Origin of the sequence: Streptococcus oralis subsp. dentisani, assembly GCF_002096335.1 — a bacterium.
GTDB classification, from domain to species: Bacteria; Bacillota; Bacilli; order Lactobacillales; family Streptococcaceae; genus Streptococcus; species Streptococcus oralis_Z.
This window is the reverse complement of the sequence record NZ_NCUW01000026.1, coordinates 119,155-134,896: the sequence shown is the minus strand read 5'-3', so window position 1 is coordinate 134,896 and position 15,742 is coordinate 119,155. Positions and strand designations below refer to the sequence as shown.

Below are 15,742 nucleotides of genomic sequence, written 5' to 3'. Positions count from 1 at the left end.
AATAGCTCGTTTGAATCTTTCAACTAAAAAGCGGCCACAAAACACGATATAAAAAGGATTTGAGACACTGGTCTCAAGTCTTTTTCTTTTGTTCAAAAGAGAGATATAGTTTCAGACTATATCAAAGCCTAATTATTTACAATTATACAGACACTTTCTTTTCTGTTAAGATAGTTTCAACAACAAATTTTGGAGGACACATCATGTCAACTACAATCATCGGTTTCCCTCGTTTGGGCGAATTCCGCGAATTAAAATTTACAACTGAAAAATACTTTAGAAAAGAAATCTCAGAAGAAGAACTCCTTGCCGCAGCAAAAGAATTGCGCGCAAAACACTGGAACATTGTCAAAGAAAAAGGCATCACTGAAATCCCATCAAACGACTTTTCTCACTATGATAACTTCCTAGATGCAGCTTTCCTTTTCAACGTGGTGCCAGCTTCTGTTCAAAACTTGGACTTGTCTGACCTTGAGCGCTACTTTGCTTTGGGTCGTGGTTACCAAGGAGAAAAAGGGGACGTTCGTGCCCTTCCAATGAAGAAATGGTTCAACACCAACTACCACTACATCGTTCCTAAATTTGAAAAAGACACTCAAGTTAAACTTGCTGGTCACAAGATCTTTGATGAGTTCCAAGAAGCTAAAGAACTTGGATTGAACACTCGTCCAGTCCTTGTAGGTCCATTCACTTTCCTTCAATTGTCAGACTTTGAAGAAGGCGTGAAAGCGGAAGACTTCGTAGACAGTTTAGTAGTTGCTTACCAAGAAGTTTTTGCAAAATTGGCTGAACTTGGTGCGACTCGCATCCAACTCGACGAAGCGGCTCTTGTCAAAGACTTGACAGCGGAAGAAAAAGCACTCTTCTTTAACATTTACAACAAGCTTTTGGCTGACAAGAAAGGTCTTGAAGTCTTGCTTCAAACTTACTTCGGAGACGTTCGTGACGTCTACGCTGACCTTGTAAACTTGCCAGTAGATGCCATCGGTCTTGACTTTGTCGAAGGTAAGAAAACTCTTGAACTCGTTAAAGGTGGTTTCCCAGCTGACAAGACTCTCTATGCAGGTATTGTCAATGGTAAAAACATCTGGCGCAATAACTATGAAAAGAGCTTGGCTGTTCTTGAGCAAATCCCAGCTGAAAACATTGTCTTGACAAGCTCATGCTCACTTCTTCATGTGCCATTTACAACTGCTAATGAAGAATTTGAACCAGCTATCTTGAACCACTTTGCTTTCGCAGTTGAAAAATTGGATGAGATTCGTGATTTGGATGCTATCCGCAACGGCCAAGGTGCAGAAGCTCTTGCAGCCAACAAAGAACTCTTTGCGACTGAGCGTGTGGGTGAAAATGCGGAACTTCGTGCTCGTATCGCTGGCTTGACTGACGCAGACTACACTCGTTTGCCAGCCTTTGCAGAACGTGAAGCTATCCAAGAAGAGGCCTTCAAACTTCCAGCTCTCCCAACAACAACCATCGGTTCATTCCCTCAAACCAAGGAAGTCCGTGCTAAACGTTTGGCCTTCCGTAAGGGTGAGTTGACTCAAGAAGAATACGATGCCTTCCTTGCTGAAACCATCGATGAATGGATCAAATGGCAAGAAGAAGTTGGATTTGACGTGCTGGTACACGGTGAGTTCGAGCGTAACGACATGGTTGAGTACTTCGGTCAAAACTTGTCAGGTTACCTCTTCTCTAAGAACGGTTGGGTACAATCATATGGTATGCGTGGAGTGAAACCACCAATCATCTGGGGTGATGTGACTCGTCTTAACCCAATCACTGTGAAATGGTCTAGCTATGCTCAAAGCCGTACTGACAAACCTGTTAAAGGTATGTTGACTGGTCCGGTTACCATCCTTAACTGGTCATTCCCACGTGAAGACATCTCTATCAAGGACTCAACTCTTCAAATCGCTCTTGCGATCAAGGATGAAGTTCTTGACCTTGAAGCTGCTGGCGTGAAGATCATCCAAATCGACGAGGCTGCTCTTCGTGAGAAATTGCCACTCCGTCGTAGCGACTGGTATGAAGACTACCTTGACTGGGCTATTCCAGCCTTCCGCTTGGTACACTCTACAGTTGCACCAGATACTCAAATCCACACTCACATGTGTTACTCAGAATTTACAGATATCATCCCAGCTATCGACAACATGGATGCGGACGTTATTTCCTTTGAAGCAAGCCGTTCAAACCTTGAAATCTTGGACGAACTCAAAGCGAAAAACTTCCAAACAGAAGTGGGACCTGGGGTTTACGATATCCACTCACCTCGTGTGCCAAATGAAGGTGAAATCGACCACACAATCGATGCTATTCTTGCCAAAGTACCAAGCAAGAAAGTTTGGATCAACCCTGACTGTGGTTTGAAAACACGCGGTATTCCAGAAACAAAAGAAAGCTTGATCCGCCTTGTCGAAGCAGCAAAAGCTGCGCGTGAGAAATTGTAAGATAAGATTTCGCTCGTGACACTGACTGATCAAGGAACTGCTTGGCCCAAGCCGGCTTAGCAATCATGAAATTAAAAAGAAAAGGATAATGACTATGTCACGCCAAACTCCGTCACTTTCATTTGAAGTGTTCCCTCCAAACCCAGCTGTGGGTAATGATAAAATTATTTCAGCCTTGCAGGATATGCGGGAGCTAGCACCGCACTTTATCAGTGTAACTGCCAGCAATAATAAATTTAATATCAAGGAAACGACGGTTCGTTTGGCTGACTTTATCCAGAATGACTTGGCGATTCCGACCATTGCCCACTTGCCCGCTATCTATCTGAACAAGGAAAAGGTTGCTGAAACTATTGCGGACTTGGACAAGGTTGGGGTACAGAAAATCTTAGCCTTGCGTGGAGATATCATCCCTGATGTGGAGCCACAAAAGGATTTTCGCTACGCAACGGACTTGATCGAGTTCATCAAGGAACAAGCTCCTCATTTTGAGATTGTCGGAGCTTGCTACCCAGAGGGACACCCTGACTCGCCAAACCAGATTTCGGATATCCAAAATCTCAAGAAGAAAGTAGACGCAGGCTGTTCGAGTCTCGTAACGCAACTTTTCTTTGACAATGAGCGTTTCTATGACTTCCAAGACAAGTGTACCTTGGCAGGGATTGATGTTCCTATTCATGCGGGTATCATGCCGATTCTTAACCGTAATCAAGCGCTTCGTCTCTTGAAAACGTGTGAGAATATCCATATTCCGCGAAAATTCAAGGCCATTTTAGACAAGTATGAGCATGATCCTGAGTCGCTCAGAGCAGCAGGACTTGCCTATGCCGTGGACCAAATCGTGGACTTGGTCACTCAGGATGTCGCAGGTGTGCATCTTTACACCATGAACAATGCTGAAACAGCAAAATACATCCACCAAGCAACCCATGCCTTGTTTAACCATCAGTCTTTAGGATAATAAAAAGCAAACCATTCTTCTCAGGTGAGGGGAATGGTTCCTTTTTAATAGAAAAGCCCGCACTTTTTAAGAAAAATATGATAAAATAGACTCTGTACGTACTTGATACAAAGATGAGGGTATTAAAGTTTTAAGAATTTTTCAAATTTGGTTGGAGCGACACAAGCGAGTCAAATCGATGTTATTTGACGAGAGAGTTAGTAAAGCATTTAGCTAATTGCATGATAGCGATTAGCGTGAAAGGCTTAGATGCTTTAGCATCAATCCTTTCGAATGATTTGTATCTTGTGTAACTGAACACGTCTACAACTCTGTGTAAAAAGATAAATCTAGCTAGGAGCAGTCGCTCCGTTGTTCGATTTTCTATTTTCCTTTGAGTTGCTTAACGGCTTGGTATCTTGATGAATTGAATTTTGGCCTCATTTCTTAGGAAAAAAGATAAGCTTCCTAGCACTCATCGAGTGTGGCGTCACCTTCCTATTTTTCTACAGAAATGTTCGGCAAGCCGAACCGTCCAAAATATCTTGAAAGTTGAACACGGGCTAAATCCCTAGTGAAAAAGATAGATTTCCTGGTGTGCGTGACACACTGCGTCAATCTCCTATTTTCATACGGGATTCTTCACGCCCTTTGTATCCTGATCTTTGTAGGCAAGGCGTATAATTTTATCAATCCAAAGGGGATTAACATGACAAAACAAGTGTTTCAAACGACTTTTGCGGGTCGTGAGTTGATCGTAGAGACTGGTCAGGTTGCTAAGCAAGCAAATGGCTCTGTTGTCGTCCGTTATGGTGAGTCAACTGTCTTGACTGCTGCCGTTATGTCTAAGAAAATGGCAACTGGGGATTTCTTCCCACTTCAAGTCAACTACGAAGAAAAAATGTATGCAGCTGGGAAGTTTCCTGGTGGCTTCATGAAGCGTGAAGGACGTCCTTCAACGGATGCGACCTTGACAGCGCGTTTGATTGACCGTCCAATCCGTCCTATGTTTGCGGAAGGTTTCCGTAATGAAGTGCAAGTGATTAATACGGTCCTTTCTTATGATGAAAATGCCTCTGCACCAATGGCAGCTATGTTTGGTTCATCCTTGGCACTTTCTATCTCAGATATTCCATTTGACGGACCAATCGCTGGGGTGCAGGTGGGCTATGTAGATGGTGAAATCATCATCAACCCTAGTCAAGAACAAGCAGAGCGCTCACTTCTTGAATTGACAGTAGCTGGTACCAAGGACGCTATCAACATGGTTGAGTCTGGTGCCAAAGAATTATCAGAAGAAATCATGTTGGAAGCTCTTCTCAAAGGGCACGAAGCTGTTAAAGAATTGATTGCCTTCCAAGAAGAAATCGTTGCTGTGGTCGGTAAGGAAAAAGCAGAAGTGGAATTGCTTCATGTAGACGCTGACTTGCAGGCTGAAATCATCGCATCCTACAATAGTGACCTCCAAAAAGCGGTCCAAGTAGAAGAAAAATTGGCTCGTGAAGCTGCAACTCAAGCAGTTAAAGACCAAGTGACTGCTGTTTACGAAGAAAAATATGCAGACCACGAAGAATTTGACCGTATCATGCGTGATGTGGCTGAAATCTTGGAACAAATGGAACACGCTGAAGTGCGCCGTTTGATTACAGAAGATAAGGTACGTCCTGACGGTCGTAAGGTTGATGAAATCCGTCCTTTGGATGCGGTTGTTGACTTTCTTCCTCGTGTGCACGGTTCAGGTCTCTTTACTCGTGGCCAAACTCAAGCCCTTTCAGTCTTGACCTTGGCTCCCATGGGTGAAACTCAAATTATCGATGGGTTGGATCCAGAGTACAAGAAACGCTTTATGCACCACTATAACTTCCCACAATACTCTGTAGGGGAAACGGGCCGTTACGGTGCGCCAGGTCGTCGTGAAATTGGTCACGGAGCTCTTGGTGAGCGTGCTCTTGCTCAAGTATTGCCAAGTTTGGAAGAATTCCCATACGCGATCCGCTTGGTAGCAGAAGTTTTGGAATCAAACGGTTCTTCTTCTCAAGCCTCTATCTGTGCGGGAACGCTTGCCCTTATGGCTGGTGGTGTGCCAATCAAGGCGCCAGTAGCAGGGATTGCTATGGGTCTCATCTCAGATGGAAACAACTACACTGTCTTGACCGATATCCAAGGTTTGGAAGACCACTTTGGGGACATGGACTTTAAGGTTGCGGGTACTCGTGACGGGATTACAGCCCTTCAAATGGATATCAAAATTCAAGGGATTACTGCAGAAATCTTGACTGAGGCTCTTGCTCAAGCCAAGAAAGCCCGTTTTGAAATCCTTGATGTGATTGAAGAAACGATACCAGAAGTTCGTCCAGAATTGGCTCCAACTGCACCGAAAATTGATACCATCAAGATTGATGTGGACAAGATTAAGATTGTCATCGGTAAAGGTGGAGAAACCATTGACAAGATTATCGCTGAAACAGGCGTTAAGATTGATATCGACGAAGAAGGTAATGTTTCTATCTACTCTAGCGACCAAGATGCCATTAACCGTACCAAAGAAATCATCGCTGGCTTGGTTCGTGAAGCCAAAGTGGATGAAGTTTACCATGCTAAGGTTGTTCGTATCGAGAAATTTGGTGCCTTTGTCAACCTCTTTGATAAGACAGATGCACTTGTGCACATTTCTGAAATGGCTTGGACTCGTACGAACAATGTAGAAGATTTGGTAGCCATTGGTGATGAAGTAGATGTTAAGGTTATCAAGATTGATGAAAAAGGCCGTATCGATGCCTCTATGAAAGCTCTTCTTCCTCGTCCGCCAAAACCAGAACACGATGAAAAAGGTGAAAAGTCTGAACGTCCTCACCGTCCACGTCATCACAAGGACCACAAACCTAAGAAAGAATTTACGCACAAACCAAAAGACTCAGAATAAGAAAGGAGAAATGTATGGGATGGTGGCGCGAAACCATTGATATTGTAAAAGAAAATGATCCAGCGGCACGCAACAGTTTGGAAGTTTTGCTGACTTATCCAGGTGTCAAGGCCTTAGCTGCCCACCGTCTCTCGCATTTTCTCTGGAATCATGGCTTCAAACTCCTGGCTCGGATGCACAGTCAGTTTTGGCGCTTTTGGACTCAAATCGAGATTCATCCGGGTGCCCAGATTGACTCAGGTGTCTTTATCGACCACGGTTCAGGTCTGGTGATTGGAGAGACGGCGATTGTTGAGACGGGAGTTCTCCTCTATCATGGTGTGACTCTTGGGGGAACAGGGAAAGACTGTGGCAAACGCCATCCGACTGTCCGAAAAGGGGCGCTCATATCAGCCCATGCCCAAGTCATCGGACCGGTAGAAATCGGTGAAAATGCCAAAGTTGGTGCTGCTGCAGTAGTCGTGGCAGACGTACCAAGTGATGTGACAGTTGTCGGTATTCCAGCTAAGATCGTGCGCGTTCACGGTCAGAAGGATGAGCCAACGATCCACGAAGTCGAAGAAAAACGAGAGTACTACGTCAATAAACTAGAGCAGGCTAGAGAAGCCAGCCACAGATCGTCGGGATTGTAAAGGATATTTATATGATTATAGCAAGAAACAAGTTAAGCCCAAAGGAGTTATCTGAGGCGAAAGTCCTAATTAACTGTTGCCAAAAATATGACGGTACCTACCGTGAACCCTATCTCTCTAACATGCTTAATTTTGACCCAAACATGCCCGCCTTTTTTCTTTATTACGAAAAAAGTGAACTTGTTGGTTTATTAACTGTCTATGCGGATGATCAAGATGTGGAAGTAGCGATACTGGTTCATCCAGAACATCGCCGACAGGGAATTGCGCGTGCTTTGTTTACTAGTTTTGAGAAAGAAACGGCTTCTTTCCCCATTCGGTCAGTCACTTTTCAGGCAGAACGTATTTTTTTAGAGAATCATCCTGACTTTGCCAGTAATTGGGGACTAATCGAGGATGAAGAGACAGAAACTTGGTTAGGTAAGGATAGAAGACCTTATCCGTTAGCAAATGTTTCCAATCTGGAAGTTTTGTTAGCAGATAGTTCATTTCAGAATCAAATTAGTCAGTTGAAATTTCAGGTATTTTCAGAGGAACATGAATCTAGAGAAGTTGTGGATAGATATGTCGCCGAAGCTCTGAAAGATCCAGAAAGTCGCCTATATATTTTATTAAAAAACGGTCAGGTCATTGGAACTTGCACAGTTGATTTATCAAGTAATACTAATTACCTCTATGGTTTAGTAATACTGGAACTTGAACGTGGGAAAGGCTATGGAAGCTATTTTGTAAAATCTCTTGTCAACCAACTGATTGAGCAAAATGATAAGGAATTTCAGATTGCAGTAGAGGATAGCAACGTAGGTGCCAAGCGCTTGTATGAAAAAATCGGCTTTGTCAAACAGACACAGGTAGTTTATTTGAATGAGAAAGAGTAGAAAAATGCTATTAGAAGAATTCGAAAATGTACCTGCTGTTATCGAACCAACTGATCGAAGTATTCGTGGTGGTGGAGAAATCTGTGACACGATCATTTTATCTTTTAATGGAGAAATCGTTGAACGAGTAAAGCAGTTTGAAGATGTTTATGAAGGTGGCTATCTAACCAATCTAAATGGTAGATTTCCATGGTATATCTATGAAAAGGATGGGAGTAAGGTAGCAGTTGCTATAGCTACGATTGGAGCCCCGATGGTTGTTGGGCTCTTAGAAGAACTCAAAGCAAGAGGATTTAGGAACTTTATTGTGTTGGGTTCTTGCGGAGTTCTAGATCAGTCTATTCAGGCTGATAAAATTATCCTACCAAGTTCAGCTCTACGTGATGAAGGTACAAGTTACCATTATGCTCCTGCTAGTGATGAGATAGCTTATGACGAAACTCTGCTATTAACCATGGAAGAGGCTTTGAATAAATCTGGTATTGAGCACATTCGAACAAAGACTTGGACTACAGATGCTTTCTATCGGGAAACGCCTGATAAGGTCAAGCGTCGCTTGGCTGCTGGAGCTCAAGTGGTGGACATGGAAGCTTCGGCTATCATGGCTTGGAGTCAATTCCGCAAGAGTAAAGTCTATCAGTTCTTCTACACGGCTGACTATGTGGACCATCATAACCGAACCTGGGATGTCCGCCATGAAGAGCGGACAGCTGATGCCATGACTTTTTTCACTATCGCTTTGATAATAGCCAAGGAACTAGAAAGGTAACTACAAGAATGGCAGTATATTTTTACGGCTGTATCACCATGGATGGCTATTTGGCAGACAGCCAGCACAGGATAGACTGGCTGCATCAGCTTGGTTCTGTAGAGGATACAGGCTATGATGACTTTTACAGGCAAATGGATATCACCATCATGGGCAAGCGGACCTTTGAGGAAATCCAAGATTTGCAAGATGTAGAAAGTTTTTATCAAGCTACGGAAAACTATGTCTTTACGCATGATGGGCACCTGCCTGTCAGCAATTACCAGCCAGTAGCTGGGGATGTGGTGGACTTTGTTCACCAGATTGACAAAGGCAAAAATGTCTTTGTGATTGGTGGTAATTCCTTGGTAGGACCGCTCTTGGATGCGGATCTTTTCGACCACCTCATTATTCAGATAGCGCCCCTTATCCTAGGAAAGGGGGTTCCCCTCTTTACCCAAGAGGAAGGGCAGCGCTTTTACCAACTGGATAGCCTCAGGCAATTTGGCCCTTTTGCAGAGCTGGTTTTCAGCCGAAAAAGTCAGAAATAGAGAAGGGAGTGGACCGCATGATTAAAATTTATGACACCATGTCTCGTGATTTGCGAGAATTTGTACCTATTGAGGACGGCAAGGTTAAGATGTATGTCTGTGGGCCAACGGTCTACAACTACATCCACGTGGGCAATGCCCGCTCAACAATAGCTTTTGATACCATTCGCCGTTATTTTGAGTATCGGGGATTTGAAGTCAACTATATTTCCAATTTTACAGATGTAGATGATAGGATTATCCATCGCGCCAAGGAAGAAGGCATCACGCCTCAGGAGGTTGCGGACAAGTATATCGCTGCCTTTCGTGAGGATGTGACGGCCTTAGGCGTGAAACCTGCGACTCGCCATCCGCGTGTGGTGGAGTTTATGGCTGACATCATTCGTTTTGTCGCTGACTTGATTGAAAAAGGCTTTGCCTACGAGAGTCAAGGAGATGTTTACTTCCGAGTGGAAAAATCCCACAATTACGCCAAATTAGCTAACAAAACCTTGGAAGATTTGGAGCTGGGTGCTTCAGGTCGAACCGATGAAGAAACGGCACGTAAGGAAAATCCAGTGGACTTTGCTCTCTGGAAAGCTGCCAAACCAGGCGAGATTTCTTGGGATAGTCCTTGGGGACCTGGTCGTCCGGGCTGGCATATCGAATGTTCGGTCATGTCAACAGAGATTTTGGGCGATACCATTGATATCCACGGCGGTGGAGCTGATCTAGAGTTTCCACATCATACCAACGAAATTGCCCAGTCAGAGGCCAAAACAGGCAAGACATTTGCCAATTACTGGATGCACAATGGCTTTGTCAATATCGACAATGTCAAGATGTCCAAGTCCTTGGGAAACTTTATCACTGTTCATGATGCCCTCAAAACCATCGATGGCCAAGTGCTTCGTTTCTTCTTTGCAACACAACACTACCGCAAACCCATCAACTTTACGGAAAAGGCAGTTCGCGATGCCGAGACCAATCTCAAGTATCTAAAAAATACTTACGAGCAACCATTTACCGGAAATGTAGATGCTCAAGAGTTACAAGCCTTTAAAGATAAGTTTGTTGCAGCTATGGATGAGGATTTCAACTCTGCCAACGGTATCACAGTAGTCTTTGAAATGACCAAGTGGATTAACTCAGGTAACTATGATGCTGCTGTCAAGCAAGCTCTTGCGGCTATGTTAGAGGTCTTTGGTATTGTCTTTGTAGAGGAAGTTTTGGATGCAGAAATCGAAGCCTTAATCCAAAAACGCCAAGAAGCGCGTGCCAATCGTGACTTTGCGACAGCAGACCAAATCCGTGACCAATTGGCTGCTCAAGGCATTAAACTACTGGATACAAAAGATGGAGTGAGGTGGACACGTGATTGATGCCAATCTCATTAATGGGATTGCGCTAGCTTTTGAGGGGGATGCGGTTTATTCCATGTATATTCGTCGCCACCTCATCCTCAAAGGCATGACCAAGCCCAATAAACTCCACCAAGAGGCGACCAAGTATGTCTCGGCCAAGGCTCAGGCTCGTTTGATTTCATTGATGTTGGAGGAGCAAGTCCTTACGGAAAAAGAAGAAGAAATCTATAAACGTGGCCGCAATACCAATAGTCACACAAAGGCTAAAAATGCGGATGTCGTGACTTATCGTATGTCGACTGGATTTGAAGCAGTTATGGGCTATCTTCATCTGACAGAAAATGTGGAGCGCTTAGAGGCCTTGATTTCGTGGTGTATCCAAAAAGTGGAGGAGTAGAAATGCTTGCAAAAGAATTACTAGACTGGTTTCCTGAGGCACAGATTTCAGATCAGCCGATAGAGAAGCCAGGATATCTTACTCTTCCTCTATCTTCTCAACAGTGGATTTTACTGGAAGAGACTAATCTCACTGAACGTGAAAAGCAGTTAATTTCCCTTTTAACCCAGCAGGAGCAGGCTCGTTCGCTCAATCCTTGGTTTTCCTATCTAATCGAGGGAAAGGGGCAGGCACCTCAAACTTTTAAAAAGATTCAGCTGGTTTATTGTCATCTATCCTATTCCCAACAGGAGAATCTAGCTTCTTGGCTGGATATGATGCAGACTCTCTTTCCTAACTGCCAGACAGTGTTGCAGGTCGGAGTTCAGGACTATGTTTTTGTTCTCCAGCAAGATAAATACAGCGCTGTTCGCTCAATCTTATCCGATACGATTGAGGCAGTGGAGTACGACTTTGGTCTTCGTCTATCTATCATGTTAGGTCAGATCTGGTCACAGACTGGATATCAGCCCCTGTCAGATTTAATCCAAGCAGAGCGGGACTTGTTTAAGACTTGGTGGCGTCAAGGTCATCAAGGTGTTCATACTTTTTCACAGCTCTATCTTTGGAGTATGGGAGAAAGACTAGTGGACCTGAAGGTAATCAAGGAATGCCTGCACCAGATGATCTTGGATCAGGATCAGATTCAGGAAATTATTCTCTCCCTCTGGGAAAACAGTGCTGTCTTAACGAAAACGGCCCAGCAACTCTATCTGCATCGCAATTCTCTCCAATACAAGATTGACAAATGGGAAGAATTGACTGGACTGCAGTTAAAAGAATTGACAGATTTGACCTTATGTTATCAGTTGATTTTACCAGATATTCTCTAAAGTTTTGTGCAAGTTGCACAGAACTTTTTTGTTTTTTTGGTCACCTTGCCATAGAAATGTAAAGCGTTTTCATTTATAATAAAACTATCAAAATATAAAAGGAGTTCACCTTCCATGGTAGAATTAAATCTTAAAAACATTTACAAAAAATATCCAAACAGCGAACACTACTCAGTTGAAGACTTCAACTTGGATATCAAAGACAAAGAATTTATCGTTTTCGTAGGTCCTTCAGGATGTGGTAAATCAACAACTCTTCGTATGATCGCTGGTCTTGAAGATATTACAGAAGGTACTGCATCTATCGATGGCGTGGTTGTCAACGACGTAGCTCCAAAAGACCGTGACATCGCCATGGTATTCCAAAACTACGCTCTTTACCCACACATGACTGTTTATGACAACATGGCTTTCGGTTTGAAATTGCGTAAATACAGCAAAGAAGATATCGACAAACGTGTTCAAGAAGCAGCTGCAATCCTTGGTTTGAAAGAGTTCTTGGATCGTAAACCTGCTGACCTTTCTGGTGGTCAACGTCAACGTGTTGCCATGGGGCGTGCTATCGTCCGTGATGCAAAAGTGTTCTTGATGGACGAACCTTTGTCAAACTTGGATGCCAAACTTCGTGTATCTATGCGTGCTGAAATTGCGAAGATTCACCGTCGTATCGGTGCTACAACTATCTACGTAACGCACGACCAAACAGAAGCGATGACACTTGCAGACCGTATCGTTATCATGTCAGCAACTAAGAACCCAGCTGGTACAGGTACTATCGGACGTGTAGAACAAATCGGTACTCCTCAAGAAGTTTACAAAAACCCAGTTAACAAATTTGTTGCAGGATTCATCGGAAGTCCAGCTATGAACTTCATTAACGTGAAATTGGTTGGTAATGAAATTGTTTCTGACGGATTCCGCTTGAAAGTTCCAGAAGGAGCATTGAAAGTTCTTCGTGAAAAAGGCTACGAAGGTAAAGAATTAATCTTCGGTATCCGTCCAGAAGATGTGAATGCAGAACCTGCTTTCCTTGAAACATTCCCAGAATCAGTTGTCAAAGCAACTATCTCTGTATCAGAATTGCTTGGTTCAGAATCTCACCTTTACTGCCAAGTTGGTAAAGATGAATTTGTTGCCAAAGTGGACGCTCGTGACTACTTGCAAACAGGTGCAACAGTTGAACTTGGATTTGACTTGAACAAAGCACACTTCTTTGATGTAGAAACTGAAAAAACAGTTTACTAAGATAAATAAAATAACAAAACACTGCTAGAGAAATCTAGCAGTGTTTTTAGTGGTTAAAAAGAAGCAGGACGAGTCTCGTCTTGCTTCTATTGTTGTTATTCTTCCCTTTTCTTGAGAGAAAGCCCAAACACGGCTAGAATGATACCTAGGAAGGTTAGGATAGAAGTTTTCTCACCTGTATTTGGTAAGGTAGTAGCTACTGGATTATTGGTGCTTGGTAAAATAATAGTTTGGCCACCGTTTGAAAGAGTGATTGTATCGCTTTGATTTTGTCCCTGCGTATCTTGGACTTCGTGGTGATTTGTTTCTGCAGGTTCAGCCTTAGGCTCTACATAGAGAAGGCGGTATTCGCCGAATCCTTCTTGGTCGGAGCTTGCTAGATATTGAATGTCACCGTCTGTACCGACCAAATCTTTGGCCTTATCAGCCGTCAAGAAACGAACATCCAGACCTTTTATGCTATTTGTGAAGTGCCAGTTTTTATCTGCACTTGGGTTGATATTTTTCACATCGAGGATATAGTTGATGATAATCTGGCGATTTTCAAGTCCGAGTAGACGATTGAGGCTAGCATCACGAACACCAGGAAATTTACCATTTGCGCGATAGTTGTTGGTTACCACGATGAATTCCTGATCAGGAGCTACATCTTTTCCTTGGTATTTAAGATTGCGGACCCGACTAGCATCTGGGTGGATCAACTTGCCTTCGCGGTCGTATTTATTTGGTTGGGTGACATCGTACTCATAGGTTACACCGTCAATCACATCAAAATTATAAGTGCGGTAGCTTGGATTGATTAGCTGTTGCGCTTCTTTTTTAGTTGGATCGATGGTGTTGAACTGACCAGCAGACATTTCCAACCATTCTTTGAGTTGAGCTCCTGTGACTTTTAGAATGGCCGTGACATTGTCGTAGAGGTAGAGATCTGCTACGTTTTTGATGGCGATTGGACCAGCAGGAATATCTGTATAGGCAGTAGCGTCTCCACGAGTCCCCGCTTTAAATGGCGCAGCAGCCGAGAGAATAGGAAGATTTCCTTCAGGAGTCCCTGCTAGTTCTTTCTTAGCATACCAGATTTGCGCGTTATTGACGATTTGGACAGATGGATCATCCTTGACAAGGGCAAAATAACTCGTGATTGGTGCAGTTGTTGTTCCGACTTGTTGGCGAACGTACTGGATGGTTCCTTCATGGGCTGTTTTGGCAATTTCTTTGATTCGTTCATCAGCGTCTTTGGACTTAGTATGAATCTTGCGGATAGAGCCTTTGCTGTTGGCAACAGTCCATTTTCCCTTTTTGTAAACAAGGTTGAGATCGATAATGCCGAGGTGATCACCGTATTTTCCAGCCATGGTTACAGGAGTACCGTTGATTTTACCATTTACGCCATCAACACCAGCATATTTTTCATAAAAGCCTGTACCATTTCCACTTGGAAATTCAGCGTGCGAATGCCCTGTTACGACTGCATCAACACCAGGTAGGCTTGCAATTTGATAGCCTTCGTTTTCTTCCCCTTTTTCGTACTTATCATCTCCGATACCTGAGTGTGAAAGTACGAGAGTGATGTCTGCACCTGCTTTACGCATTTCAGGGATAATCTTTTGGATAGCTTCTACAGAGTCGTTGACCTGAATCTTTCCTTCGAGGTTGGCCTTATCCCAGCTTAGAATTTGAGGAGGAACGATTCCAGTCACCCCAATTTTGACGGTCGTTTTGCGACCATTTTTATCAACAAAGGTTTTGTTGATGATTTTATAGGGGTCATAGACGTAAGCACCAGTTTTAGGATCAACAACATTGGCATTGACAATCGGCATTCCAGCTGTATCAATAACACGTTTGAGATAGTCTAAGCCGTAGTTAAACTCATGATTTCCAAGTGTTCCAGCTTCAAAACCAAGCTTTTGAAGTGCTGCATACATAGGGTGCTGTTCCCCTTCTTTGACAGGGTTAACGATGGCCTTGTAAGTTCCAAGTGGCGTTCCTTGGATTGTATCTCCATTATCTACGAGAAGTGTATTGCTATTTTCTTTTTTAGCTTCTTCGATGAGAACAGCTGTCTTTGCTAGCCCAACATTCTCAGCGGGTTTGTCTTGGTAATAATCATAGTTGACTAGATTTGTGTGGAGGTCGGTTGTTGCAAGGATGCGGACATCAACTTCCTGTCCTTCTGTTGGTTGAAGGGCCTTGTCGTCCGCGAGGCTTCCCTCTTTAGAAGAGGTTGTTTCTGTAGAAGGCTTTGTATTAGTGCTTGTTACTGGTGTAGCATTTTCATCTTGCTTAGTAGGAGCGTCTGTTTTTTCAGATGCTGTTCCCTTTTCACTTCCAGTAGGTGCAACGGATTTCTCTGATTGATTTGCTACTGGTGTAGATGTTGTGCTAGCATCTGGATTTGTAACTTTTTCATCTGCTTGTGCAGTAGAAGCCGCAAATACAGCTGCAGTCAGACCTAAAAGGGCTGCTTGTTTACGAAATGATGACATAATAATCTCCTCAAAAATAGTTTCCCTCTATTATACAGGATAGAAGGAGAATAATCAAGTTAATTACGAATGTTTTTATAAAATTCATAAAAAATGATAGGAAATAGAGGGTTTGTTTATAAAATTCACTGATTAATTATAGAAATAATAAAATCGCTTTTAGTTTATTGCTTTTCTTGAGGCCATCGTAAGGGATGGAGCAAATTCTAGAATTGCAGTGCTTTTCTAGTTTTCATATCCTTAAAAAAGTGATAAAATGGTAGGAAGAATT

12 protein-coding genes are annotated in these 15,742 nt (G+C 43.2%); 11 read left to right on the top strand and 1 reads right to left on the bottom strand.

Translation table 11 applies throughout. The features are described from left to right. The first annotated feature begins 203 nt into the window (after positions 1–203). The 11 genes from metE to B7709_RS02170 all read left to right on the top strand — a co-directional run bounded on the left by metE (position 204) and on the right by B7709_RS02170 (position 12,982). Positions 204–2,453, top strand: coding sequence for a 5-methyltetrahydropteroyltriglutamate--homocysteine S-methyltransferase (gene metE / locus B7709_RS02225; protein ID WP_084971314.1), 2,250 nt, complete (start codon positions 204–206; stop codon positions 2,451–2,453). 94 nt (positions 2,454–2,547) lie between these two features. Further along, positions 2,548–3,414, top strand: a complete 867-nt coding sequence (gene metF, locus B7709_RS02220; protein ID WP_084971417.1) for a methylenetetrahydrofolate reductase [NAD(P)H] — start codon at positions 2,548–2,550, stop codon at positions 3,412–3,414. Positions 3,415–4,102: 688 nt separating this feature from the next. Further along, positions 4,103–6,316, top strand: coding sequence for a polyribonucleotide nucleotidyltransferase (gene pnp, locus B7709_RS02210; RefSeq protein WP_084971311.1), 2,214 nt, complete (start codon positions 4,103–4,105; stop codon positions 6,314–6,316). Between the two features lie 14 nt (positions 6,317–6,330). After that, the gene (gene cysE, locus B7709_RS02205) at positions 6,331–6,948 is read left to right on the top strand and encodes a serine O-acetyltransferase (protein WP_084971309.1); all 618 of its coding nucleotides are present in this window, start codon (positions 6,331–6,333) and stop codon (positions 6,946–6,948) included. An 11-nt stretch (positions 6,949–6,959) separates the two neighbouring features. Then, positions 6,960–7,826, top strand: coding sequence for a GNAT family N-acetyltransferase (locus B7709_RS02200; RefSeq protein WP_084971307.1), 867 nt, complete (start codon positions 6,960–6,962; stop codon positions 7,824–7,826). A 4-nt stretch (positions 7,827–7,830) separates the two neighbouring features. Continuing rightward, positions 7,831–8,595, top strand: coding sequence for a nucleoside phosphorylase (locus tag B7709_RS02195; protein WP_084971305.1), 765 nt, complete (start codon positions 7,831–7,833; stop codon positions 8,593–8,595). An 8-nt stretch (positions 8,596–8,603) separates the two neighbouring features. Next, entirely contained in the window at positions 8,604–9,125 is a 522-nt protein-coding gene (locus tag B7709_RS02190; protein WP_008808367.1) for a dihydrofolate reductase family protein, read from the top strand. 17 nt (positions 9,126–9,142) lie between these two features. Continuing rightward, positions 9,143–10,486, top strand: coding sequence for a cysteine--tRNA ligase (gene cysS, locus B7709_RS02185; protein WP_084971303.1), 1,344 nt, complete (start codon positions 9,143–9,145; stop codon positions 10,484–10,486). Continuing rightward, positions 10,479–10,865 (top strand): Mini-ribonuclease 3, encoded by a 387-nt coding sequence (locus B7709_RS02180; RefSeq protein ID WP_084971301.1) that lies wholly within the window; start codon positions 10,479–10,481, stop codon positions 10,863–10,865. The genes cysS and B7709_RS02180 overlap by 8 nt, the downstream gene beginning before the upstream one ends. A 2-nt stretch (positions 10,866–10,867) precedes the next feature. Next, a complete protein-coding gene (locus B7709_RS02175) occupies positions 10,868–11,737 on the top strand; it encodes a helix-turn-helix domain-containing protein (RefSeq protein ID WP_084971299.1) in 870 nt (289 codons plus the stop codon). Between the two features lie 114 nt (positions 11,738–11,851). Beyond that, a complete protein-coding gene (locus B7709_RS02170; protein ID WP_084946387.1) occupies positions 11,852–12,982 on the top strand; it encodes an ABC transporter ATP-binding protein in 1,131 nt (376 codons plus the stop codon). 95 nt (positions 12,983–13,077) lie between these two features. On the opposite strand, the gene B7709_RS02165 is transcribed toward B7709_RS02170, so the two are convergent. Continuing rightward, positions 13,078–15,471, bottom strand: coding sequence for a bifunctional 2',3'-cyclic-nucleotide 2'-phosphodiesterase/3'-nucleotidase (locus B7709_RS02165; RefSeq protein WP_084971297.1), 2,394 nt, complete (start codon positions 15,469–15,471; stop codon positions 13,078–13,080). Positions 15,472–15,742 lie beyond the last annotated feature (271 nt).

Coding starts and splice junctions, on each gene's coding strand:
- metE (WP_084971314.1), top strand. CDS start 204: ATGTCAACTACAATCATCGGTTTCCCTCGTTTGGGCGAATTCCGCGAA.
- metF (WP_084971417.1), top strand. CDS start 2,548: ATGTCACGCCAAACTCCGTCACTTTCATTTGAAGTGTTCCCTCCAAAC.
- pnp (WP_084971311.1), top strand. CDS start 4,103: ATGACAAAACAAGTGTTTCAAACGACTTTTGCGGGTCGTGAGTTGATC.
- cysE (WP_084971309.1), top strand. CDS start 6,331: ATGGGATGGTGGCGCGAAACCATTGATATTGTAAAAGAAAATGATCCA.
- B7709_RS02200 (WP_084971307.1), top strand. CDS start 6,960: ATGATTATAGCAAGAAACAAGTTAAGCCCAAAGGAGTTATCTGAGGCG.
- B7709_RS02195 (WP_084971305.1), top strand. CDS start 7,831: ATGCTATTAGAAGAATTCGAAAATGTACCTGCTGTTATCGAACCAACT.
- B7709_RS02190 (WP_008808367.1), top strand. CDS start 8,604: ATGGCAGTATATTTTTACGGCTGTATCACCATGGATGGCTATTTGGCA.
- cysS (WP_084971303.1), top strand. CDS start 9,143: ATGATTAAAATTTATGACACCATGTCTCGTGATTTGCGAGAATTTGTA.
- B7709_RS02175 (WP_084971299.1), top strand. CDS start 10,868: ATGCTTGCAAAAGAATTACTAGACTGGTTTCCTGAGGCACAGATTTCA.
- B7709_RS02170 (WP_084946387.1), top strand. CDS start 11,852: ATGGTAGAATTAAATCTTAAAAACATTTACAAAAAATATCCAAACAGC.
- B7709_RS02165 (WP_084971297.1), bottom strand. CDS start 15,471: ATGTCATCATTTCGTAAACAAGCAGCCCTTTTAGGTCTGACTGCAGCT.